The sequence below is a fragment of the Methylophilus flavus genome (assembly GCF_042678905.1).
GTDB lineage: Bacteria > Pseudomonadota > Gammaproteobacteria > Burkholderiales > Methylophilaceae > Methylophilus > Methylophilus flavus.
The window spans coordinates 71,569-95,338 of sequence record NZ_JBHTLN010000002.1; the positions used below are offsets into that span (position 1 = coordinate 71,569).

20 protein-coding genes are annotated in these 23,770 nt (G+C 50.7%); 10 read left to right on the forward strand and 10 right to left on the reverse strand.

All coding sequences use genetic code 11. The annotated features are described in order from the left end of the window. Window positions 1-179 precede the first annotated feature (179 nt). The gene (locus tag ACFQ2T_RS10310; RefSeq protein ID WP_379034099.1) at window positions 180-1,304 is read right to left on the reverse strand and encodes an anhydro-N-acetylmuramic acid kinase; all 1,125 of its coding nucleotides are present in this window, start codon (window positions 1,302-1,304) and stop codon (window positions 180-182) included. 132 nt (window positions 1,305-1,436) lie between these two features. On the opposite strand from ACFQ2T_RS10310, the gene tyrS reads away from it, so the two are divergent. Continuing rightward, on the forward strand, window positions 1,437-2,663 hold the full coding sequence (gene tyrS, locus ACFQ2T_RS10315) for a tyrosine--tRNA ligase (protein WP_379034101.1): 1,227 nt from the start codon (window positions 1,437-1,439) through the stop codon (window positions 2,661-2,663). Between the two features lie 67 nt (window positions 2,664-2,730). Here tyrS and ACFQ2T_RS10320 read toward each other — a convergent pair whose 3' ends face one another. Genes ACFQ2T_RS10320 through ACFQ2T_RS10340 form a run of 5 tightly spaced genes read right to left on the reverse strand, consistent with a single transcriptional unit; the run spans window position 2,731 to window position 7,426 of the window. Then, window positions 2,731-4,284, reverse strand: a complete 1,554-nt coding sequence (locus ACFQ2T_RS10320; RefSeq protein WP_379034103.1) for an RNA polymerase factor sigma-54 — start codon at window positions 4,282-4,284, stop codon at window positions 2,731-2,733. Window positions 4,285-4,290: 6 nt separating this feature from the next. After that, the gene (gene lptB, locus ACFQ2T_RS10325; RefSeq protein WP_379034105.1) at window positions 4,291-5,037 is read right to left on the reverse strand and encodes an LPS export ABC transporter ATP-binding protein; all 747 of its coding nucleotides are present in this window, start codon (window positions 5,035-5,037) and stop codon (window positions 4,291-4,293) included. 11 nt (window positions 5,038-5,048) lie between these two features. After that, the gene (gene lptA / locus ACFQ2T_RS10330) at window positions 5,049-5,714 is read right to left on the reverse strand and encodes a lipopolysaccharide transport periplasmic protein LptA (protein ID WP_379034107.1); all 666 of its coding nucleotides are present in this window, start codon (window positions 5,712-5,714) and stop codon (window positions 5,049-5,051) included. Window positions 5,715-5,729: 15 nt separating this feature from the next. Then, a complete protein-coding gene (gene lptC, locus ACFQ2T_RS10335) occupies window positions 5,730-6,404 on the reverse strand; it encodes an LPS export ABC transporter periplasmic protein LptC (protein WP_379034109.1) in 675 nt (224 codons plus the stop codon). Between the two features lie 20 nt (window positions 6,405-6,424). After that, window positions 6,425-7,426: a KpsF/GutQ family sugar-phosphate isomerase gene (locus tag ACFQ2T_RS10340; RefSeq protein ID WP_379034111.1), complete on the reverse strand. Its 1,002-nt coding sequence runs from the start codon at window positions 7,424-7,426 to the stop codon at window positions 6,425-6,427. Between the two features lie 219 nt (window positions 7,427-7,645). Here ACFQ2T_RS10340 and ACFQ2T_RS10345 point away from each other — a divergent pair, with 219 nt between their 5' ends. Both ACFQ2T_RS10345 and ACFQ2T_RS10350 read left to right on the forward strand, forming a co-directional pair. Continuing rightward, window positions 7,646-9,622, forward strand: coding sequence for a cation:proton antiporter (locus ACFQ2T_RS10345; RefSeq protein WP_379034113.1), 1,977 nt, complete (start codon window positions 7,646-7,648; stop codon window positions 9,620-9,622). A gap of 114 nt (window positions 9,623-9,736) precedes the next feature. After that, window positions 9,737-10,747 carry an NAD(P)/FAD-dependent oxidoreductase gene (locus ACFQ2T_RS10350; protein WP_379034115.1) on the forward strand — a complete coding sequence of 337 codons (1,011 nt, stop codon included), beginning with the start codon at window positions 9,737-9,739 and terminating at the stop codon, window positions 10,745-10,747. Between the two features lie 906 nt (window positions 10,748-11,653). Here the strand turns inward: ACFQ2T_RS10350 and moaC are convergent. Further along, window positions 11,654-12,145 carry a cyclic pyranopterin monophosphate synthase MoaC gene (moaC, locus tag ACFQ2T_RS10355; RefSeq protein ID WP_379034117.1) on the reverse strand — a complete coding sequence of 164 codons (492 nt, stop codon included), beginning with the start codon at window positions 12,143-12,145 and terminating at the stop codon, window positions 11,654-11,656. 197 nt (window positions 12,146-12,342) lie between these two features. Here moaC and ACFQ2T_RS10360 point away from each other — a divergent pair, with 197 nt between their 5' ends. The 4 genes from ACFQ2T_RS10360 to ahpF all read left to right on the forward strand — a co-directional run bounded on the left by ACFQ2T_RS10360 (window position 12,343) and on the right by ahpF (window position 17,110). After that, a complete protein-coding gene (locus ACFQ2T_RS10360; protein WP_379035153.1) occupies window positions 12,343-13,821 on the forward strand; it encodes a beta-barrel assembly-enhancing protease in 1,479 nt (492 codons plus the stop codon). A 19-nt stretch (window positions 13,822-13,840) separates the two neighbouring features. Beyond that, window positions 13,841-14,647 carry a thiosulfate oxidation carrier complex protein SoxZ gene (gene soxZ, locus ACFQ2T_RS10365; RefSeq protein ID WP_379034119.1) on the forward strand — a complete coding sequence of 269 codons (807 nt, stop codon included), beginning with the start codon at window positions 13,841-13,843 and terminating at the stop codon, window positions 14,645-14,647. A gap of 150 nt (window positions 14,648-14,797) precedes the next feature. Then, window positions 14,798-15,361, forward strand: a complete 564-nt coding sequence (ahpC, locus tag ACFQ2T_RS10370) for an alkyl hydroperoxide reductase subunit C (protein WP_055828833.1) — start codon at window positions 14,798-14,800, stop codon at window positions 15,359-15,361. 183 nt (window positions 15,362-15,544) lie between these two features. Beyond that, complete coding sequence (gene ahpF / locus ACFQ2T_RS10375; RefSeq protein WP_379034121.1) at window positions 15,545-17,110, forward strand: alkyl hydroperoxide reductase subunit F; 1,566 nt, start codon at window positions 15,545-15,547, stop codon at window positions 17,108-17,110. A gap of 56 nt (window positions 17,111-17,166) precedes the next feature. Here ahpF and ACFQ2T_RS10380 read toward each other — a convergent pair whose 3' ends face one another. Next, on the reverse strand, window positions 17,167-18,798 hold the full coding sequence (locus ACFQ2T_RS10380) for an NAD(P)/FAD-dependent oxidoreductase (RefSeq protein ID WP_379034123.1): 1,632 nt from the start codon (window positions 18,796-18,798) through the stop codon (window positions 17,167-17,169). Between the two features lie 221 nt (window positions 18,799-19,019). Here ACFQ2T_RS10380 and ACFQ2T_RS10385 point away from each other — a divergent pair, with 221 nt between their 5' ends. Then, window positions 19,020-20,084 carry a diguanylate cyclase domain-containing protein gene (locus ACFQ2T_RS10385; RefSeq protein ID WP_379034125.1) on the forward strand — a complete coding sequence of 355 codons (1,065 nt, stop codon included), beginning with the start codon at window positions 19,020-19,022 and terminating at the stop codon, window positions 20,082-20,084. 3 nt (window positions 20,085-20,087) lie between these two features. On the opposite strand, the gene ACFQ2T_RS10390 is transcribed toward ACFQ2T_RS10385, so the two are convergent. Continuing rightward, window positions 20,088-20,693 carry an HdaA/DnaA family protein gene (locus ACFQ2T_RS10390; protein ID WP_379034127.1) on the reverse strand — a complete coding sequence of 202 codons (606 nt, stop codon included), beginning with the start codon at window positions 20,691-20,693 and terminating at the stop codon, window positions 20,088-20,090. Between the two features lie 26 nt (window positions 20,694-20,719). Further along, window positions 20,720-21,850, reverse strand: coding sequence for an AI-2E family transporter (locus tag ACFQ2T_RS10395; protein WP_379034129.1), 1,131 nt, complete (start codon window positions 21,848-21,850; stop codon window positions 20,720-20,722). Window positions 21,851-22,024: 174 nt separating this feature from the next. Between ACFQ2T_RS10395 and purM the strand changes: the two genes are divergently transcribed. Both purM and ACFQ2T_RS10405 read left to right on the forward strand, forming a co-directional pair. After that, window positions 22,025-23,071 (forward strand): phosphoribosylformylglycinamidine cyclo-ligase, encoded by a 1,047-nt coding sequence (gene purM / locus ACFQ2T_RS10400; protein WP_379034131.1) that lies wholly within the window; start codon window positions 22,025-22,027, stop codon window positions 23,069-23,071. Then, window positions 23,071-23,769, forward strand: a complete 699-nt coding sequence (locus ACFQ2T_RS10405) for a DUF3108 domain-containing protein (protein WP_379034133.1) — start codon at window positions 23,071-23,073, stop codon at window positions 23,767-23,769. The genes purM and ACFQ2T_RS10405 overlap by 1 nt, the downstream gene beginning before the upstream one ends. Window position 23,770: the final 1 nt, after the last annotated feature.

Below are 23,770 nucleotides of genomic sequence, written 5' to 3' on the forward strand. Positions count from 1 at the left end.
CTCAAAATAGGTAGATGGGTTAAGGCTAAATTATACGCAATCAACTCTTAAAAAAGCGCACTTGCCGGGAGATAGAAGTGAAAACACGGAAAATGCCACAAAAACATGCACCAGTATCAACCCTGGGCATGGTGCAGTTGCACTGCATAAGTGAAAAAGCAGACTAAAAAAGAAATTTCTTATGCCGGATAAATGACACCAAGTATGCGGGGACCCGTCGCGCCTGTCACGGCAGGCATGTTACCACTCAAGCCATCGACACAGCGTTGCGCCAGCCAGGCAAAAGCGACTGCCTCTACCCAGTCTACCTCCACGCCCAGTTGGTCGGTAGGTTCGATAGCGCAACCCAGCAGCGCGGATAAACGAGTCACTAACAAGCCATTATGTGCGCCACCGCCACAGACATACGCTTCGTCTAGGTTAGGGCAAAAGCGCGTGATGGCATCGGCGATGCTGAGCGCGGTCAGTTCCAGCAAGGTACGGGCAATATTTTCCGGGCGGTCATCGATCGCCTGCAAATGTTGTGTAAGCCACTGCTGGTTAAACAAATCGCGTCCTGTACTTTTAGGCGCAACGAGAGCCAGATAGGGTTCTGCTAACATGGCTTGTAATAATTCATTATTTATTTGACCGCTGGCAGACCAGTCGCCATTCGCATCATAGGCCTGGCCGGTATGTAGTTGTGTCCATTGGTCCAGTAACATGTTGCCGGGACCGGAATCGAATCCGGTCACTTGTCCCATCACTGGTAACCAGGAAATGTTGGCGATGCCGCCTATATTAATGATGGCGCGGTTTTTAATCGTGCTGGCAAACACGGCCTGGTGAAACGCCGGTACCAAAGGCGCACCCTGGCCGCCTGCCGCAATATCGCGGCTACGGAAATCTCCAATCACAGCGATCTGTGTCAACTCCGCCAGGCGCGCATGGTTGCCGATTTGCAAGGTATAGGCTTGTCCGTCCGGCAGGTCGGGGCAGTGGCGTATGGTTTGTCCATGGCAGCCGATAGCCGTGATTTCAGATGCGGGTAATCCGCTTTGCTGCAAGAGTTTTTGCACGGCCTCTGCGTACAGCGCTGCCAAAGTATTTGCCATAACAGCTGCATCATGCAATTCATTGATGGCTGGTTGATGCAATGCCAGCAAAGTTTGTTTGACCGCCGGTGGATAAGACACGAATGCCTGGTTAATTTGTTGAAAGTCTCTGCCTGCATGTGCAACCAGCACCGCATCCACACCATCCAGGCTGGTACCTGACATGATGCCAATAAAATAACGGGTAGCGGGAGTTGACTGGGAAATCATAGGCCAACATGGTAACACTGCGCAGGGATATGCCTACAGTTAAGCAGCGGATTACGTTAAAATAGTCGCTTTAAATTTAATCAATAATGTTGATTGCCTGTATAGGTAAAGCAACGTGACAGAATTGTATTTATGACAGACGCAAAACCCACACCTGAAGCGATCAGCCCAGAGATCACAAAAGCGCTCGCTATTATCAAGCGGGGTGCGGATGAGTTGCTGATCGAGCAGGAGCTGATTGAAAAACTCAAAACCGGCAAGCCGTTGCGCATTAAAGCAGGCTTTGATCCAACCGCGCCTGATTTACATTTAGGGCATACCGTACTGATCAATAAATTGCGTCAGTTGCAGGATCTGGGGCACCAGATTTTATTCCTGATCGGTGACTTCACCGGCATGATAGGCGACCCTACGGGCAAGAGCACCACCCGCCCGCCGCTGACCGTCGAGCAGGTCAAAATCAACGCCGATACCTATGCCGAGCAAGTATTTAAAATACTGGACCCGGCCAAAACTGAAATCGTGTTTAACTCCAAATGGTTAAGCGAGCTTGGTGCGGCAGGTATGATTAAACTGGCTGCCAGCCATACCGTTGCGCGCATGCTGGAGCGCGATGATTTTTCCAAACGTTTCAAGGGTAACCAGCCGATTGCGATTCACGAATTCCTGTACCCGCTGTTGCAGGGCTATGATTCGGTGGCATTGCAGTCAGATATGGAGCTGGGCGGCACCGACCAGAAGTTTAACCTGCTGATGGGGCGTGAGCTGCAAAAACAGGCTGGCCAGTCGCAACAATGTGTGTTGATGATGCCATTGCTGGAAGGTCTGGATGGCGTCAATAAAATGTCCAAATCATTAGGCAACTATATTGGTATCAGCGAGGCGCCCGAGAGTATTTTTGCCAAGATCATGTCTATCTCTGATGAACTGATGTGGCGTTATATCAATTTGCTGTCTTTTGCTTCGCTGGAAACCATTGCTGCATGGAAAGCCAGTGTTGAAGGAGGCGAAAACCCGCGCAATATCAAGGTAGGTTTTGCGCAGGAAATCGTTGCCCGTTTCCATGGCCAGGCCGCTGCTGAAAAAGCATTACAGGATTTCCAGACGCGCGCCAAAGGCGGCATTCCTGATGACGTGCCTGAAATTGCATTGACGATTGAAGGTGACAGCATAGGCATCAGCCAGTTATTGAAGCAGGCTGGTTTAGTGGAAAGCACCAGTGAAGCGATGCGTGCGATTCTGCAGGGTGGGGTGAAACTGGATAGCGTCAAGGTGGAAGACAAAAATCTGCAATTAGCAAAAAGCGTAGTGGTTGCCCAGGTGGGTAAGCGGAAATTTGCCAGGATAACGATTCGGTAAACGCTGTTATTTTAAAAATAAAGGCCGCTGAATAGCGGCCTTTTTGATTCTGGCGATGCTTAAAAAATCAAAGCGATTTACGCAAATTCGCAGGCGGGATACTCAGTGATTCACGGTATTTGGCAATCGTCCTGCGTGCAACTACTATGCCTTGTTGCGCCAGCGTGTCGGTAATCTGGTTATCGGACAGCGGTTTTTTCTCATTCTCTTCTGCCACCATCTGCTTGATCAGCGCGCGAATAGCCGTGGCCGAGCATGAACCGCCTGCATCTGTGGCAACCGAACTGCCAAAGAAGTATTTCAGTTCATACACGCCCCTGGCAGTGAGCATGTACTTATGGGTAGTGACGCGTGAAACGGTACTTTCGTGTAGGTCCAGCTCTTCTGCGATTTCGCGTAATACCAGTGGGCGCATGGCAATGTCGCCGTGCTCAAAGAAGTTACGCTGACGGTCCACAATCGCCTGCGAGACGCGCAAAATCGTCGAGAAGCGCTGCTGGATATTCTTGATCATCCATTTCGCTTCCTGCATCTGGCTTTGCAGGTACTGGCCTGAGCTATCTCTGTTACGTTTGAGGATGTCGGCGTACATCTGGTTGATGCGCAATTTCGGGATCACGCCATCATTCAGGGTGGCTACCCAGATACCTTTGATCTTTTTCACCACCACATCATGCTGGATAAAATGATCATGGCTAAAGTTCGAAAATTCGCTGCCTGGCCTTGGATTTTGCTGGCGTATCAATTGCTGCGCGCCTTTGAGTGAGGCTTCATCGCAGCCAAGTTGCTTGCGTAGCTTAATAAAGTCTTTATTGGCAAGCAGCGCCAGATGGTCCTTGACCAGGGCGATAGCGACTTTCAGGTAGGGTGTGCTTGCTGGCAGGGCATTCAGTTGCAGCAACAGGCATTCACGCAAATCGCGTGCACCTATGCCTATCGGGTCCAGATTCTGGATCAACTTGAGTGCCGTTTCCAGTTCCAGCAAATCCACTTCCAGTTCCTCCGGCAGGTTCTCAACGACTTCCTGCAGATCCTGTTCGAGGTAGCCATCGTCATTGATGCTGTCGAGCAGCAGTTTGACCAGGCTCATATCGCGATGTGACAAATGTGCCAGCTGAATCTGGTCTATCAGGTGGTCACGCAGGCTGATATTGGTGGCATCCTGGCGGGAGAAGTCACCGTCTTCATCATCATTGTTGTTACGGCCTGCTTCATCCCAGTTACTGGTGCTGCCAAACTCGCCGTAATCGTCTTCAAATTCCGGCGGGGTAAATTCTTCATTCAGGTTGGGCAATTCACCTTCATTGCCGCTGAGGTCATCGCGCAATTCTTCACGCAGTGTGTCGGCCGGTGAGGGGATATCTTGCTGCTGCATGGCGACGTCAAAGGAGCTGGCGTCTTCGACTTCAGCCTGCGCCGCTAACGGGGCGTCGGGCGTATTGTCTTCAAACTCGCCTTCTTCATTATTATCGGCCATCTCGAGCAAGGGGTTTTCCTGCAAGATAGCTTCCAGCTCCTGGCTCAATTCCAGCGTCGACAGCTGCAACAGGCGGATAGACTGCTGCAACTGCGGCGTCAGTGCCAGGTTTTGCGACATGCGTAATTGCAGGTTTTGCTTCATAAGGGATTACAGCCTAAAGTTTTTGCCCAGATATACTTCACGCACACCTTCATTCTGGATGATTTCATCGGGCGTGCCGGCGGCAAATACTGCGCCTTCATTCACGATGTAGGCGCGGTCACAGATATCCAGCGTTTCGCGAACGTTGTGGTCTGTAATCAGGATGCCGATATTCTGGCTGCTCAAATAACGGATGATTTTCTGGATCTCGATCACTGCAATCGGGTCGATACCGGCAAACGGCTCATCCAGCAAAATAAACTTCGGGTCAGTCGCCAGGCAACGGGCGATCTCCACACGGCGGCGTTCACCACCGGACAAGCTGACCGCCTGGCTGTTGCGGATGTGCTGTATATGCAATTGATCCAGCAATGATTCGAGTTTGGCTTCACGTTCTTCTGACGTGTAAGGGCGGGTTTCCAGGATAGACAGGATGTTATCTGTCACTGTCATCTTGCGGAAAATGGAGGCTTCCTGCGGCAGGTAGGCCAGGCCCATGCGCGCGCGTTCATGCATGGGGGCGTGGCTGACATCGGTGCCGTTCAGGGTGATGTGCCCGTCATCAAGGGCGACCAGGCCGACAATCATGTAAAAGCTGGTGGTTTTGCCTGCACCGTTCGGGCCCAGTAAACCGATCACTTCGCCGCTATGCAGCTCCAGCGTCGTGTTCCTGACGACTGTGCGACCCTGGTAAGCTTTTTTTAAATGGCTGACGCTTAAATGGCTATTGTCTGGTGAAGCAGTTGTTTGCATATTGCCAGTCTTTACTGTGGATCTTTCTTGATTTCGTTTGCGGTGCCGCTCGCTGCCGGTTCTGTCCTGAGCTGTAATGAACGGTTCATGCGCAGCCCTTGCTGTGCATTGGCCTTGTTATCAATCACAGGAGGGGTAGTTTTGTTCTTGGGCTGAATAATCGCCTTGACCCGGCTGTTGGCAGTGCCATTAGGATTGGCTTTGGTGCCACCGATCACTTCCGCATATTCCGCATTGGCGTCGTAGCTGATGTAATCACCGGTGACAATGTCTTCGCCACGTTTGACCCAGGCATCGGTATACAGTTGCACTTTATCCATACGGCCATTGTATTCAATGCGCTGGCCGCTGCCTTGCATCCATTCGTTTTTACCGGTGCGCTTCTGCTTGAAGGTGGTCGGCCTGCTCGGGCTGCCGATACAGGTGCTATGCTGAAAGCCGTCCTGATCTTCGCGGACGATCATTTTGTCCGCCTTGATCTGCAGGGTGCCCTGGTTGAGGATGACGTTACCTGTGTAGGTACTAATTTTTTTTGCATCGTTGACGCTGACGGTGTCGGCTTCCAGCTCAATCGGTTGCTCACGATCAGACTCTTCGGCCTTGACTGTATTTGACCAATGCAACAGCGTGCCAAGTAGCAGGCAGGTCACATAAAATAATTGCTTGTACGTTTTCAACTCATCTCTCCAGAATCATCGATCCTTGATTATTGCCTTGATTTTAGGCGTGGCCCTTTTGGTGGTGGCCGTGCTTTTTGTTTTCGCAGGCTTGGCTGCAGGTGCGGCATTCACTGCTACCGGTGCGCGTTCATAATGTACATGCACCCGGTTAAATAATTGCATGGTGTCAGATTTTTTATCAAAGCGCATGCCGGTGCCTGTAACCACACTACCCGGTTGCTGATGTATAGTCACCGGTAAATCCGTATAAGCAATATCCGTATCCGGTTCAACAAATAATTGTTCCGTCTTCAGTTGCATTTCACCTTTTTCAGCGGTGGCCTGACGAACCACTTTGACCTGCTTCACAAACTCCACCAGTTTACCATTGCCGGATATTTTGCCTTTCTGACCATAAATCTGGGTATAAGGCATATTCTCGCCAAACTGGGTAAAGCGCGGCCGGTCCAGTTCGGTATAGTCGCTGTCAGGGTAATGACGCATTTGCGAGGCCGCCAGCACATATTTAATATGGCCACCGGCGTCTGTGCGCGTGCTGACAAAATTATAAAGCATGTAATCCGGCGCATGACGATTGACACTGGTCATGCGCGAGGCTTCTTCCTGCACCGTCTGGTTGATCCAGAAGGTCAGCAGGGCCAAAAATACCATCAGGCCTATCGGTAGCAGAATCGGATATTTAAGCATTGATATTGATCCCGATCAGCCTAAACCACTTTCGCTTTCAGCAAGTCGTGCATATTAAATGCGCCTGCCAATTGCTGCTGTTCATTCACCGCCAGAAAACCGTTGATTTTATGTTGCTCCATCAGGCTGACTGCTTCAACCGCCATTTGCTGTAAACCCAGCAATTTAGGTTGATGGCTCATGACGCCACTAATTGGCGCCTGATGATCGGTGAATCCTTGTACAAACAGACGGCGTACATCGCCATCGGTAAACACGCCCACCGGATGTTGTCCTGCATCCACAATCGCGGTGAACCCCATGCCTTTGCTGGTGATTTCCTGGATAGCCTGCTGCACCGTTGCGTTTTCTTTCACACTGGGAATCGCGTCACCGGTGCGCATCACGTCTTTGATTTTCACCAGTAAACGGCGCCCCAGGCTACCCCCGGGGTGTGAGCGGGCAAAGTCCTCAGCGGTAAATTCACGCAGCTCCAGCACACATAAAGCCAGTGCATCACCCAATGCCAGGGCAGCAGTAGTGCTTGCGGTTGGTGCCAGGCCTAGCGGACAGGCTTCGTGACTAACGGCGGCACTCAAATGCACTTCAGATTCTCGCGATAAGGTCGAGTCTTCTGTGCCGGTAATACTTAGTACGCGTGCACCCAAACGGCGGATCGCAGGCAGAATATTGATGATTTCATCGCTTTCACCCGAGTTGGAAAGCGCAATGACCACATCTTCAGCCGTAATCATGCCCAGGTCACCATGGCTGGCTTCAGCCGCATGCATAAAAAAAGCCGGTGTGCCTGTGCTGGCAAAAGTGGCCGCAATTTTTCCGCCGATATGGCCGGATTTCCCCATGCCGGTCACCACCACGCGGCCGCGGCAATCAAGAATCATGTGCACTGCTGCTTCGAACGCAGCGCCCAGGCGTCCTGCCAGCTGGCGGATCTCATCTGCCTCGTGCAATAACACATGACGCGCTTTTTCCAAGATGTCAGAACTTTCAGCAAGTTTGACACCTGATTTTGCTATACTCATGGGCAGTAAGTATAGCAAGTGACCAGCCCGGCGAGAAAGTAAAACAAGCCTTTTTTACTGATTTTTTAATATCAGGCACATTTTTTGCATTAAACAAAGATTTGTGGCAGCATAATCAGGCTGACACAATCCTGTTTCATCATAGAACATTGACCACGAGACGCGCACTCACTAACGAAAGCGTCACGTGGTTTGATTTAATTGCTTTAGAACTTTTGCATGTTTGACTCCCTAATCCATTTACTTTTATTGCTCACCAGTTCGGTATTCGCCGTCGGCTTGTTCCGCATATTGGGCATGCCCGCCATTCTGGCTTACTTCATGATAGGCATTGTCCTCGGTCCGCATGCGCTCGGGCTGATACAGGATGAGGAAACCGGTCGCCAGGTGGCAGAGTTCGGCATTGTGTTCCTGATGTTTAGCATAGGCCTGGAATTCAGCCTGCCCAAACTGTACGCCATGCGTAAAACCCTGTTCGGCCTGGGTGGCGGGCAGGTGATCCTAACCCTGGTCGTCAGCCTGGTGCTAGGTAAGATGGCAGGATTAAGCCTGACCACTGCCTTCATCATCGGCGCGGCGCTGACCATGTCTTCGACTGCCATCGTGTCCAAAATCCTAATGGAGCGCGTGGACCTGAATTCCCGCCACGGTCGCCTGAGTATTGGCGTTTTGCTGTTCCAGGACCTGGCAGTGATCCCTATCCTGGTCCTGATCCAGACGCTGGGGGCACATAGCAATAACTGGCTGGACGTGCTCGGTTTGACGTTGCTGAAATCCTCAATCCTGTTATTCCTGTTATTCAAATTCGGCAAAAACATCCTCAACTTCTGGTTTGAGCTGGTGGCCAAACAACGCTCGCGTGAACTGTTTGTATTGAACGTGCTGATGGTGACCTTACTGATGTCTGCAGCCACCAATTTTGCAGGTTTGTCCTATGCCTTGGGTGCGTTTGTTGCCGGTATGCTGATCTCAGAAACCAAATATCGCTACCAGGTGGAGTCCGATATTGCGCCGTTCCGCGATATCTTGCTCGGCCTCTTTTTCATCAGTGTCGGCATGCTGCTGGATGTCAGGGTGATCCTGGATCATGCATTGCTGGTGATACTGCTACTTGCGTTGTACCTGCTGTTCAAAATGGGGCTGATCGCAGTCCTGACCAAGTTTTACGGTTTTGAAATGGGTGTAGGTGTGCGTACCGGGATCATCCTCGGCCAGGCCGGTGAATTCACTTTCGTGGTGCTGGCCCTTGGCCTGCAAACGCATTTGATTGATGGCGATGCCTTGCAGCTGGTTTTGTCGGTCGCTGTGCTTTCCATGCTGGTAGCGCCGTTTATTATTCAGTACAACGGCCGTATCGCGCGTTATCTGGTGAAAAGCTATACCCGTAACAGCATCAAAGGCGTGGATACCATTCAGGAGCACAGCCAGGAATTAAGCGGGCATGTCATTATTTGTGGCTATGGCCGCAGCGGACAATACCTGGGCCGTTTCCTGCGTGAAGAAAATATTCCCTATGTCGCGCTGGATATGGATGCCAGCCGCGTGCAGGAAGCCGCCTCCGCCGGTGAGAATGTGATTTACGGTGACGCCAGCAGGCGTTCAGTGATGGAAGCAGCGGGCCTGGCACGTGCCAAAGCCGTCATCATCAGTTATGCCGAAACGCGTGGCACCATGAAAGTGCTGGATGTAATTAAAGAACGGCATCCGAATTTACCTGTGATTGTGCGTACCCACGATGACAGTGAAATGGACGAGTTGCGCGCTGCAGGTGCACACGAGGTTGTGCCAGAGATTCTTGAAGGTAGCCTGATGCTGGCCTCACATGCACTGGTCACGCTGGGTGTGCCGTTGAACCGGGTGGTTAAACGTATCCGCCTGTTCCGTGAAGAACGTTACAAAATGTTCAAGGGTTACTTCCGCGGTGTCAGTGATGCAGATGCTTCTACCGCGTCATTGCCACAATTGCACTCGGTGGAAATGTATAAAAACTTTTACGCGCACGGCTTGCGGCTGGATCATATCCCGTTTGAAGATTTTGCGGTCGAGGTTAAACAACTGCGCCGCCCGAATATGCCAGAACCCATTGTGCCGAGAGGCGATATTGTCTTGAACGAAGGCGACGTGCTGGTCCTGCTAGGCAGCAATGCCGCCCTGATCGCCATGGAAGTCTATCTGATTTCCGGTCGCAAACCTTAATCCATCCCTGATTTCAAACAGGCGGCTAACAGTGTACAGTTGACCGCTTGTTTAAATTCGGTCGCTTGTTTAACTCACTGGCTAAACACACGCGTTTTTCCTGAAAAAATCTTTATGGCAAACACTTCGGTATTAGTCGTCGGCGGCGGCATCGTCGGTTGTTTGACCGCCATGCAATTGCGCAAGCAAGGCCATGAGGTCACAGTGGTCGAACGCAATATCATCGCTGCACAAACCTCGGGCGAAGCCTCCTGGGCCGGGGCGGGTATCGCCTTTCCGCTGTTGCCTTGGTTTTACCAGGATGTGGTCAACGAATTAGCACTGGCCGGAGCGAAGGCTTATCCTGCAGTCAGTGCCGAGTTATTCGCAGAAACCGGGATTGACCCCGAAGGCATCCAGAGCGGTATGCTGATCCAGCCGCCATTTGAACGTGAGCAGGCATTGGCCTGGTGTGGCAAATTTGGTCTGGTAATAGAAGAGCAAGGCGAAAACCTGCTGATCCCCGAAGTCGTCCAAATCCGTAATCCCCGTCTATTGCAATCTCTCAAAGCCTGGTTGATCAAGCACGGTGTGAAGTTGCGTGAGCAGACCCGTTTAATGCCATTGCAAGAAGGGCAATCGCCTATCAGCGGCTGGCAAACTACCGAAGGTGAAACCATGCAAGCGGATACCTACGTAGTCACTTCAGGCGCCTGGAGCTTCGAGTTGCTTAAGCAGACTGCGCTCACGCTCGATATCAAACCCATGCGTGGGCAGATGCTGCTATACGAGTTGCAACCAGGCCTGTTGCCGCACATTGTGTATCGGGATGGTTTTTATATGCTGCAACGTGCTGATGGCCATTTGCTGGCGGGCAGTAGCCTGGAAGATGTAGGGTTTGATACCGGGGTGACAGAGAGTATGCGATTGGAAATGCAGGCGAAGGCAGAGGCAATATTGCCAGCATTGCGAGGGCAGCCGATTATCAAACACTGGAGCGGGTTACGGCCGGGGACGCCGCATAACATCCCGATGATAGGACGGCATCCGCAGATTGAGAATTTGTATTTGAATACCGGGCATTTCAGGTATGGGGTGACGATGGCGCCGGAGTGTGCGCGCAGGATTGTGGCGTTGATTGCCTGACACGTCACTTACCTTTCGTGGGTAGTTGTGCTGCGGGCCTGCCAGAGCTTGTCATTCTGGCGGAGGCCGGAATCCAGGCAACGTTAACGCTTAGCTTGGTTGCAATAGATAGCTAGTGCTGCGCTTTCTGGAAGATGTAATTTGGTATTTCTGTGAATGATTAATTGTTCCTTTTCGCCCCTAGGCGAGTGACTTTTCTTTGCTTGCCCAAAGAACAAGTAACCAAAAGAAAGGGCACCCTAGCTTCCGCTTTTATCCTGCGTTGCTCATCAGCGTGGGCGGCCAACGAAACTCGCCCTAGCGGCTTGCATATGACGCAAGCCACCGCGGAACTCGAACAGACGCTGGCCGAAGGCTCCCACGCTGACTGCGCTACTCGGCGCGTCAGATAGGGGACCCTGAAAAGCACTACGCGGTTACTTGTGTCAGACTCCTCACATTGCATCCCGCTCGACCAGCGAAATAAAACCAAATCAAAAACAAAGCAAAAACGATCATTGGCGGGTTGGTCTTAGATTACACGCTTGCTTAGCGCCCTCTGCCCATTGCAATTCTCGGATGTTACATCGTGGTGATTTTAAACGGGCCCCTATCTGACGCGCCGAGTAGCGCAGTCAAAATAAGGAGGAAGGGAGCGACTGTCTGAGCTCCGCAACAAGCCACGGGTTGTGTGGCTTGTCAGGGCGAGTTTCGTGACCGCTTATTTTGATGAGCAACGCAGGAAAGAGGCGGAAGCTAGGGTGCATTTCTTTTGGTTACATTTTCTTTGTGCAAGCAAAGAAAATTAACTCGCCTAGAGGCGAAAAAGAATGTCTATTCAACCTGCTAACCAAACAATAGAAATTAAATTCTTCAATAAAATCATCATCACTAAAGGCATTGTGGGGAAGTTTTAGTAGCGACAACTTAACTGCCACTACCCTCTGTCGCTACCCAATCCCCACTCTTCCCACCATGCTTCTCCAACAATCGAATACCATCCATCGTCATGCCACGATCTATCGCCTTACACATATCATAAATCGTCAGCAAACCCACCTGAACCGCAGTCAATGCTTCCATCTCCACCCCGGTCTGCCCGGTCGTTTCACATTGCACACGACAAACAACACGATGGTTAACCTCATCCGCCACAAAGCTCACATCAACACGACTTAAGCTAAGCGGATGGCACAGGGGAATCAGGTCGCTGGTTTTTTTGCTCGCCTGTATGGCAGCAATCCGCGCAATCCCCAGCACATCGCCTTTTTTGGCATTGCCTTGCAAAATAGTTTGCAGCGTAGCCGCTTGCATGTGGATGCGGCCTTCAGCAATGGCGACACGTTTGCTGTGCGCTTTGTCGCCGATATCGACCATATGCGCATGGCCCTGGGCGTTGAAATGGGTTAATTCGGACATGGTGAAAAATGATGAACTCAAGCGGTGAAGTCGTTATCATAACAAGTTTGGCTCAGCGGTTTATATTGATCCAGGAATAATGTCTATTTTAGGATTTCCCTTTTTACTACTGGCACATGGTTTTTAATCCACTTAAATATACTCATCAGCACCCGCGCCTGGCGATAAGGCGATGCGTGGTGGCATTCGCTTTGCTGATGCCATCAGGATTCCCCATGCTGGCAGAAAGCGCGGTTGGTCAATTCTCCGGCAAACCGTATGAGCCTGAGCTGGATTTGAATTTGCCAGCGGACTCTTCCAATCAGTTGCCTGAACTGGGGGATGCATCGCAAACCGTATTATCTGCACGCGATGAAGAAAAAATCGCTAACCAGATTCTCAAGCAGGTGGCGACCAGTGAAGATGTGTTCGATGATGCCGAAGTCACTGACTATTTGCAGGCATTAGGCAAACGGCTGGGCGCCAGCAGCCCCGACAAGCAGCAGAAGTTTTATTTTTTTGTTCTGCAAGAAAGAAGTATCAACGCGTTTGCCATGCCTGGGGGCGTGATCGGTGTACATACCGGGTTGTTTACTTCTTCCAATAGCGAATCAGAGCTGGCCAGCGTATTGGGACATGAGATCGGCCATGTGACACAGCATCACCTGGCACGTATGCTGGCGTCACAAAAATACGATATGTTCAAGAATATTGCCGCGACTGCGCTGGCATTACTTGTCATGCGTTCCAATCCGCAAGCCGGCATGGGTGCCATGACTGCTGCTTCCGCTGCCGGTATTCAGCGCCAGATTGACTACACGCGCGAGCATGAGCGCGAAGCCGACCGCGTCGGCTTAACCATCTTGCAGGATGCCGGGTTTGACGTGCGCGCCATGCCAGCCTTTTTTAATACCTTGCAGCGTGCCACACGGTTTTCTGATGGCAATATGCCCAGCTATTTGCGTACGCACCCGATGACCAGCGAACGAATTGCCGATATGGGTAACCGCGTGCAAAACCTGCCTTACAAGCAAGTGAATGAAAATCCGGCTTTTTCATTGATGCGGGCAAAAATCCGTGCGTTTGAAGGTGGCCCTACGCAAATGATAGAGGAGTTTAAAAATAACCTGGAAGAGGGGCGCTTCCAGAATGAACAGTCCGAACACTATGGGCTGGCGTATGCTTATTTGCGTGCAAACCAGGCAAAAAATGCCCAGCAGGAAGTGCAATGGCTGGAGCAGCATGGTATGGTCAACCCTTACCTGGTGACCTTGAAAGCTTTAACCTTAGCCAAATTGGGACTGGTGGCCGAGGCTGAGAAACAATTTGTGCAAGGCTTGCAAAAATATCCGCAGCACAGGATGCTGGCTCAGGGCGAAGCAGAATTGCTGATACGCAGTAATCAGTGGCCGCAAGCAGTGACTTTTATCCAGAAACAGTTGTCCATGTTTCCTGAAGACCCGAAATTGTATGACTGGCTGGCCGCAGCTTATCAGGGCCAGGGCAAGCAGATGCTGCGCCATCAGGCACTGGGTGAGTCGTACGTGCGCAAGTATGATTTGCCGCGCGCGATTGACCAGTTCGATATTGCCAGCAAAGCTAGGGATGGGGATTTTTATCTGCAATCCAAGGTGGAAGCGCGTTTAAAGGCGCTTAGACTACAGCAGGCGCGGGACAAAGATGATGACAAAAGCTGACAGATTGCCGGAGCGTTTAATGCAAAGAAGATCGGTATTAAAAGGCCTGCTGGGATTGGCAACGATGCCCTTCTGGATGGTAATCCAGAAAGTGCAGGCGGCTACTTGGTTTGCACAGGCGTTTGATGCCAAACAGACGTCAGACGTGCTGGCTGCATTGCAGGCGACGGCAGTGCCGGTGTCGCCAAATATTCAAATTGAAGCGCCGCAAAAGGCCGAGAATGGCGCAGTGGTGCAGGTGGAAATTTCCAGTAACCAACCTGCTGGCAGCATCAGTAGCCTGCGTTTGCTTGCAGATGCCAATCCAACGCCACTGATTGCCAGTTTTGAATTGGGTAAACAGGTATTACCCAAACTAGTGACGCGTATCAAGCTGGCGCAGTCAGGTGATCTGATTGCGCTGGCACAACAAAATGGCGGGCAGTTTCAGCAACAACGGCGCTCAGTCATTGTGCTGGAAGACGGCTGTGCTGGCAGTGAGCGGGAAGAGCCGTTTGCCAGCAGCATGAAAATGCGTGCGCGCCCTCTTGAAGATGGGCCTTTGGGTAAGGGTATAGTCGAGCTCAAGATTATTATTGTGCACCCGATGCGCACTGGGCGTAGTAAAAATGATGACGGTGTTTTAATGCCAGCGCATTTTATGCAGCTGATGCAAGTGCTGTTAAACGGAAAATTGATCGTCGATGTGCAGACCGGCACTGGTATTGCACGTAACCCTTACTTCACCTTTTATGTAAAAGACGCCAGGGTCGGCGATGTGATTGCGGTAAACTGGCAAGATAACCGCGGGTTTGAAGGGCATAGTCAGGTAACCGTTTCTACTTAATTTTATTGATAAATAATATTTATCAATAAAATTAAAACAATCAATTATACATATATAATAAGACTGTCTAAAATGCATCCATTCGCTGTTGAAACACAGCAGATTTTTTAATTAACCAATGTTTTGAACCATAAATAAAAGGAGAGCTACATGTCATTGATCAATACACAAGTACAACCATTCAAGGCCCAGGCATTTCACAACGGTAAATTCATCGAAGTGACAGAAGAGTCTTTGAAGGGCAAATGGTCTGTGCTGATTTTCATGCCGGCAGCGTTCACTTTCAACTGCCCGACAGAAGTTGAAGATGCGGCAGACAACTACGCAGAATTCCAAAAGGCTGGTGCTGAAGTGTACATCGTGACCACCGATACGCATTTCTCCCACAAGGTTTGGCACGAGACTTCACCAGCAGTGGGCAAAGCAAAATTCCCATTGGTTGGCGACCCCACTCACCAGTTGACACGTGCATTTGACGTGCATATCGATGAAGAAGGTCTGGCATTGCGCGGTACATTCGTGATCAATAACGAAGGTGTGATTAAAACAGCTGAAGTACATAGCAACGAAATCGCCCGTGATGTAAAAGAAACCTTGCGCAAGTTGAAAGCGGCTCAATATACCGCTGCTAACCCAGGCCAGGTTTGCCCGGCCAAATGGAATGACGGTGCTGCGACATTGACACCATCATTGGACCTGGTAGGTAAGATTTAATCTTTCTGAGATTAGCTTGAGCATAGCCCTGCGATAGCAGGGCGCTCAGGTAAAGTCACTAAGAGGTTTTATTACCTGCTAGTGGGTTTACCTGAGCTTCCCCCCAACCGTTTTAAATGCCATGTGGAATGGCCAGGGCTTCTTGCCGCCTGAAATAAGGGCAGGAAATTTTGGAGAATAAAAATGTTAGACGATACCTTAAAGACACAACTGCAAACCTACCTCGGTATGCTGCGTCAGCCTATCCGTCTGATCGCATCCCTGGATAACAGCGACAATGCCGCAAAAATGCGCGAATTGCTGCAAGAGATTACCGCCTTGTCGGACAAAGTGACGCTGGACGAAAGCGGCGACGATGCACGCAAACCTTCATTTGTGATCGCCAAGGAAGGCGAAACCCATGGCGTGCGCTTTGCGGCGATTCCACTGGGCCATGAATTCACTTCACTGGTACTGGCTTTGTTATGGACCGGCGGTCATCCACCAAAAGTGGAGCAGGATGTGCTCGACCAGATCAAGGCGCTGGATAGCGACTTGAACTTTGAAGTGTATATGAGCCTTTCTTGCCATAACTGCCCGGACGTAGTGCAGGCGACTACCTTGATGACGGTATTCAACCCACGCATCAATGTGACGGTGATTGATGGCGGCTTGTACCAGGACGAAGTCAACGAGCGCAACATCATGGCAGTGCCTGCGACTTTCCTCAATGGCGAGATGTTCGCTTCCGGCCGTATGCTGGTGGAAGAGTTCCTGGCTAAAGTGGACACTGGTGCGGTAGCGAAAGAAGCTGAAAAACTGAATGCAAAAGAATCATTTGATGTGCTGGTGGTGGGCGGTGGTCCGGCTGGCGCTTCAGCTGCGATTTATGCTGCACGTAAAGGTATCCGTACCGGCATCGTAGCGGATCGTTTTGGTGGCCAGGTCAACGACACGCTGGCGATTGAAAACTTTATTTCTGTGAAAGAAACCGAAGGGCCTAAGCTAGTGGCGGCGCTGGAAGAGCATGTGAAGACTTATGAGGTGGATATCATGCCTCTGCAACGTGCGGTTGGCCTGAGCGAACCTAAGCAGGCTGACCATAAACACGGCGGCCTGATTGAGGTGAAGCTGGAGAGCGGCGCAATCTTGCGCAGCAAGTCGGTGATCCTGGCAACCGGTGCGCGCTGGAGAAATCTCAACGTGCCCGGTGAAGCAGAGTACAAAAACAAAGGCGTGGCTTATTGCCCGCACTGTGATGGCCCGCTGTTTAAAGGGAAGCATGTTGCTGTGGTTGGTGGTGGTAACTCCGGCGTGGAAGCGGCGATTGACCTGGCCGGTGTAGTGGGTCATGTGACTTTGCTGCAGTTTGATACCGAGCTGAAAGCCGATGCCGTGCTGCAACGCAAATTACGCACTCTGGAAAATGTCACTATTCTGACCAGTGCGCAAACCACTGAAATTACTGGTGATGGCACACGTGTGAATGGTTTGACCTATACTGACCGCGTGAGTGGCGAAAGCAAGCATGTGGCACTGGAAGGTGTATTTATCCAGATTGGCCTGGTGCCAAATACGGACTGGCTGAAAGGGACACTAGACCTGAGCAAATATGGTGAAATTGAAATCAACAACCATAATGCGACTTCGTTGCCGGGTGTATTTGCGGCGGGGGATGTGACAACCATTCCCTATAAGCAAATCGTGATTGCAATGGGCGAAGGGTCGAATGCCGCCTTGGGTGCGTTTGATTACCTGATTCGTCAGTAATTCTGTAGCAATAAAAAAACCTGCTCAGGCAGGTTTTTTTATTTAAGGTTGTTGATTCAAGCATTTAACGATAAAGAAACCGCTTCCGCAATTTTGATACCATCCACTGCCGCCGACAGAATGCCACCGGCATAACCAGCGCCTTCGCCACAGGGGAACAAGCCTTTGGTATTGATACTTTGTAAAGACGCATCATCACGTTTTATACGGATAGGACTGGATGTGCGGGTTTCCACGCCAGTTAAAATGCCGTCTTTCAGGTCAAAATTTGGGATCTGCTTGGCAAACGCGGGAATCGCTTCACGGATCGCCTCAATCGCGAACGCTGGCAAAGCGGATTCCAGGTTAGTTAAATGCACGCCCGGTGTATAGGAAGGTGTGACATCGCCAAATTCGGATGAAGGGCGATTCGCTAAAAAATCACCTATCAGTTGCCCTGGCGCTGAATAATTGCTGCCACCCAGCACATACGCATGGCTTTCAAGTTGGCGCTGTAATTCAATCCCCGCCAGAGGATGGTCCGGGTAATCGACTTCCGGCGTGATACCTACCACAATGCCTGCGTTGGCATTGCGTTCATTGCGGCTGTACTGGCTCATGCCGTTGGTGACGACGCGGTGAGGTTCGGAAGTAGCTGCAACTACAGTGCCACCCGGACACATGCAGAAGCTGTACACACTGCGTCCATTTTTGGCATGGTGTACCAGTTTGTAATCCGCAGCGCCGAGCTTTTGCAAAATATCATCGCTATAGCTTTTGCCATAACGTGCACGGTCGACCAGGCTTTGCGGATGCTCGATGCGGAAACCTATCGAAAAAGGTTTAGCTTCGACGTAGATGCCTTTGTTGTAGACCATTTCAAAGGTATCGCGCGCGCTGTGGCCGACGGCCAATACCAGATGGCGGGTTGGTAAATATTCTCCCGTTTGCAAGGTCACGCCTTGCACCTGTTGATCGTTGATATCAATCTCGGTCACGCGATGGTCAAACCGGATTTCACCGCCCAGGCTGATGATGGTGCTACGCATCTCTTCCACCATGCTCACCAGCTTGAAGGTACCAATATGCGGATGGCTGATATATAAAATTTCTTCCGGTGCGCCGGCTTTGACAAACTCCTGCAAGACCTTGCGGCCATAGTGTTTGGGATCTTTAATCTGGCTATACAGCTTGCCGTCCGAGAAGGTCCCGGCGCCACCTTCCCCGAACTGCACGTTTGATTCAGGATTCAACTTGCCTTTACGCCATAATCCCCAGGTATCTTTGGTCCGCTCGCGAACCTCTTTGCCACGCTCCAATACGATAGGTCTGAAACCCGCTTGCGCAAGGATCAGGGCGGCGAAAATACCAGCGGGACCAAAGCCGACTACGACAGGCCTATGTTCCGAAGCCTGCGTATTGGTGGCAACGAATTGATAGCTGGTATCTGGCGCAGGTTTGATATGTGGATCTTTTTTAAACCGTGCAAGAATCCTGGACTCGTCTTTGACTTCGATATCGATGTTGTACACATACAGAATGGCATGTGATTTACGCGCATCCACCCCACGTTTGAAGATTTCAAAGCGGATTAAATCGCTCTCGGGAATTTCCAGCCGTTTAAGGATAGCGGCCCTGATTTCGTCATCTTGATGTTTAAGCGTTTCCGCTTGCACTAGAGGTAATTTGATTTCGGTGATTCGCAGCATAACTTTCTCGTGGATAGTGGTTATCTATCAAAAACGTATTTTATTACATTCGGTCTTAACGTATGCTAGATTTTCATATCGGTTCTATTTAATTAGTATAGGATTTGGTCGTTAAAGGAGTTATGTTTAATTACAAGCGACAAATACTTACTCCGCTAATCATTGCTGCAACTATTCTGTGCGGCTCAATGATATGGCTGTTTATCGCTATGTATCAGCTTGTGTCTTTTTCGGAACAGAAAGATTTGGTAGACCGCCAGCGGTATGATGTCGCCGCGCTGGGTAAAGCCATCACCAATGCAGAAAGCGGTCAACGCGGCTATTTGCTGACCGGACATACCTTATTCCTCGACACCATGGAGCAGGGGCGGGTAGAAACGCACAGATTACTTGCACGGCTGGACAAGCGCATAGCCAAGGCAGACGAAATCCGTCCGGAACTGGAGCGGGTCAAACAATTGGTCCACCAGAAATTCGATGCCATCGATAAAAGCATACAGGTGCAAATGCGTGCCGGTTCTTATGCCTCACATCTCACCTTGAGCAAAGACAAGGGCCGTGAGCTGATGAAGCTGATTAACGACCGCCTGAGCGAAATGGATGGCAAACTGGAGCATCTTAGGGGCGATTATGAACAGGAGATACGGCAGCGCGTGATTGAGGCTGTCATCGGTGCCGTACTGTTATGTATGCTTATTATTGGCGTACTGTTGTTTTCATATCGCAGTACTACTGACTTGTTGGAGCAGATGCTGAAAACCCAGGCTGTTACCGAGCAGCTGAGTCATCAGGTCGATCACGATCTGCTGACCGGCTTACCTAACCGGCGCAGTGTGGATGAACATCTCGAAACTGTATTCCAGCGGTCCAGGCATGTCTCAAAACCATTTGCGATTTTCTTTATGGACCTGGATGGCTTTAAACATGTCAATGATGAATATGGGCATGAAATTGGTGATGCCCTGCTGGTTGAAGTGTCCAGTATGTTTCAAAAAGTGCTCAGGCAAACGGATTTCCTGGCCCGGCAAGGTGGTGATGAGTTTGTGCTGGTGGTCGGGAGTTACCTTCACCGTATGGAGTTGGTGCAACTGGCGCAACGCCTGATAAAACTATTTTCACGACCAGTGATCGTCAGGACGATGGCACTGAATATCGGCGTCAGCATTGGCATAGCCGAGTACCCGCGGCATGGCAAGCAGGTAAAGCAGCTATTGCATGCGGCCGATAAAGCGATGTATGTGTCTAAGAAAAACGGAAAAAACTCTTTCAGTTTTGATGGCGAATAACCGCTAATTTGCCAGTTCTAGTTGCAGCATTTTTTTCAGCAGCGGCACAGTGACAGGCTTCTTGGTCGTGAGTGACCATTCATCCAGCGCATCTAACACCGCCACCAACGTAGGCAAGTCCCGGCGTAAATATTTCAGGCAGTAAGCGATCACTTCATCCGGCAGTTTCATGCCACGGTCTTGCGCATGGGCACGTAAGGCATCGGCTTTTTCACTGTCACTGAGTGGCTGTAATTGATAAACCAATCCCCAGGCCAGGCGTGTCGCCAGGTCATCGCGTAGACCCATCTGGGAGGGGGCATGATTACCCGCTGCGACCAGTACGCCACCTTCCGCTTTAATATGGTTAAAGGTATCAAACAGGATGATTTGCGATTCTGCATCCAGGCTATGCACATCGTCAGCGATATGGGCACCCATGGCTTGGGCTGCCAGCAGCAAATGGCTTTTGCCACTGCCTGGCCCGCCCCACAAGAACATGAACTGTGTGGGCGCCTGCCCTGCCAGGACAGTTTTCAAGCTGTTCAAGGCCTCGTGATTCTGGCCGATGATGAAGTTGTCAAACCCCGGAGCAGCAGGCGGCTGGATATTCAGTAGTAATTGTTTCACAGCAAAGACTTTAGGTTGTTTCGGGATCAGTCATCCGATAAGTGAATCACTGATGCCTGGCTGTGCAGGTAAGTGTCGCTACGCAAATAACTCTTTTTCACGTAACGCAAACCGACGGCAATCGCAGCGCTGACCGGCAACGCCAGCAATACGCCTGCAAAACCAAATAATTGCCCACCTGCCATCAAAGCCAAAATCACAAGTACCGGATGCAGACCAATACGGTCACCGACCAGGATAGGTGTCAGGAAAAAACTTTCCACAAACTGGCCGACGCCAAACACCAGCAGCACCGGAACCACCTCCGGCAGGGAGGCGAATTGTAATAATGCCAGCATCATGGCCAGGATAAATGCCAGGGCAAAACCAAGATAAGGTACAAAGCTGAGTAAGCCGGCAATCATGCCGATAGACAGTGCCATGTCCAGGCCGACCAGCCATAAACCAACACTGTAAAATACACAGAGTGACAGCATCACGGATAACTGCCCGCGCAGGAATTCGGCCACGACACTGTCTATATCCTTGGCGATTTTTTTGACACGGCCTATCAGGTCGCGTGGAATCAACTCACCAACTTTATTCACCATATCGTCCCAGTCGCGCAAGAAATAAAACAGCACTACCGGCAACAGGAGGATATTTGCGAGCGTGCCGATCAGGTTCAGGCCTTTTTGGCCAGCACTTAACAATACGCTGCCAACAAAGCTGCTCGCTGATTGCCAGTGCTCGGTCACCAGCTTTTGTATATAGGCCGGATTCACATCGAAGCGGATGCCAAAACGCTGTTGCAGCCACGGCTCCACCTGCTGGTGAAAATGATCCACCACTGCCGGCAAACGTTGCACAATGAGCATGGACTGTTGTTGCAACAGCGGGATGATAACCAGCGTCAAGCCAATCAGCGCCAGGATCACGCCAGACAGCACTAACAAAGTCGCCAGGGTACGGCCGATTTTCCAGTGACGGTATCCGGCTTCACTGAGCCGGTCTACCAGCGGGTCCAGCATGTAGGCAATGACCATGGCTGCCAGAAAGGGCGTCAGCACAGGTTCCAGCAAATAAAACAGGTAGATAAAAAGCGCAGCCACGATCCACCAGCGATTTTCGCTGACAAACTGAGTCACACTGGACGTTTGATGCTGGTGATCTGACATGGGCGCCTGTAATGCTCCTGCTCAATCCGGCATAGGTCGAACTGGCAAGATGCGTTAAAATAATGATTATTCTTAAAATTATACTGAATTTCGTGGACGTAACGCGCTTTGTTGCAAGATCCATGAATTTATATTGAATTAAATATTCATAGCATAGAAAGAAACGAGAGTATTTTGACGACTTCTTCTGATAAAACTTCAGTCACTTACCGCGATGCCGGTGTGGATATGGAAGCTGGTGATGCGCTGGTCGAGCAGATCAAGCCATTTGCCAAACGCACCATGCGCCCGGAAGTGATGGGCGGCATTGGCGGCTTTGGTTCATTGTTCGCCATGCCGAAAAAATTCAAGGAGCCAATCCTGGTTTCCGGTACTGACGGCGTAGGTACCAAACTCAAACTGGCATTCCAGCTCGACAAGCATGACACCGTAGGTATCGACCTGGTGGCCATGAGTGTGAATGACATTCTGGTACAAGGCGCCGAGCCGCTGTTTTTCCTCGATTATTTTGCCTGTGGCAAACTGGAAGTTGGCACCGCCGCTGCAGTGATCAAAGGGATCGCACAGGGTTGTGAAGAATCCGGCTGTGCATTGGTCGGTGGTGAAACGGCTGAAATGCCGGGCATGTACCCGGCGGGTGAATATGACCTGGCAGGGTTTGCGGTTGGCTGTGTCGATAAAGCCAATATCATTGATGGTTCTACCATCAAAGCAGGTGATGTGATTCTGGGCCTGGCTTCCAGCGGTGCGCATTCCAATGGCTATTCTCTGATCCGCAAACTCATTGAACAATCTGGCATTGATATGGAATCAGACTTCCATGGCCGGAAATTCAAAGATGTAGTGATGGCGCCAACCAGGCTTTATGTGAAATCTGTACTCAAATTGCTGGAAACCTTGCCCGTCAAAGGCATGGCGCATATCACTGGTGGTGGCATTACCGAAAATATCCCGCGCGTTTTGCCGGAAGGCCTGACGGCAGAAGTGCAAAAATCGAGCTGGACATTGCCACCGCTGTTCCAGTGGTTGCAGGCTCAGGGCAATATCGCATCGGTGGAAATGTACCGTACCTTTAACTGTGGTATCGGCATGGCGATTATTGTCGCTGCTGAACATGCCGAGCAGGCAGAAGCTGTGCTGGCGGGTTCTGGTGAAACGGTATACCGCATTGGCCAGATTCGCGCGCAACAGGCTGGCGAAGCGCCGACTGTGGTGGTGTAATGAATTCTATTTGCCTTCATCAAAGGGTCGTCAGCGGGCTGGCGGCACTACTGTTTGTTGCTTCCGCAAATTTGGTGGCAGCACCCAAGCAACTCACAGTGAAATATGACTTGTTGCAGCAGGGTGTCACTATAGGTAGTGTCAAAGATCAACTGACGGTGACCGGTAATAAATACCAGATTGATTCGCTGGCCGAAGGTAAAGGTATTTACAAGCTGATGGGTGAGCGCACACTGTCAAGCCAGGGCGATGTGGCCCAAAATACGTTACGCCCTGCACATTTTGAATCCCGTCAGTCCAAACATCCAGATAAAGCCTTGATCAGTGATTTTGACTGGGGCAAAAAAGTACTGAATATGCAGGTGAAAGGCGAGCAGGAAACCGAGAAGCTGGAGAAAGGTACCCAGGATTTATTAAGCATACTGTATTGCTGGATGTGGCAACCGCCTAAAGGTAAACAGGTGAAATTGCTGATCAATAATGGTAAAAAACTATCGCCACACACATTTGTAGTGAGTGAAGAAAAGACACCGCTGGAAACCGAGGCAGGTACATTTAATGTGATCAAGCTGGAAGATAGCGAGGGTGAAAAAACGCTTTACCTTGCCAGGGACAAAGGCTATTTGCCGGTGAAGTTGGTCGTGCAGGATGATGGCAAACGCATGGAACAAGTGATCACCAGCATCACTGGTCAATAAC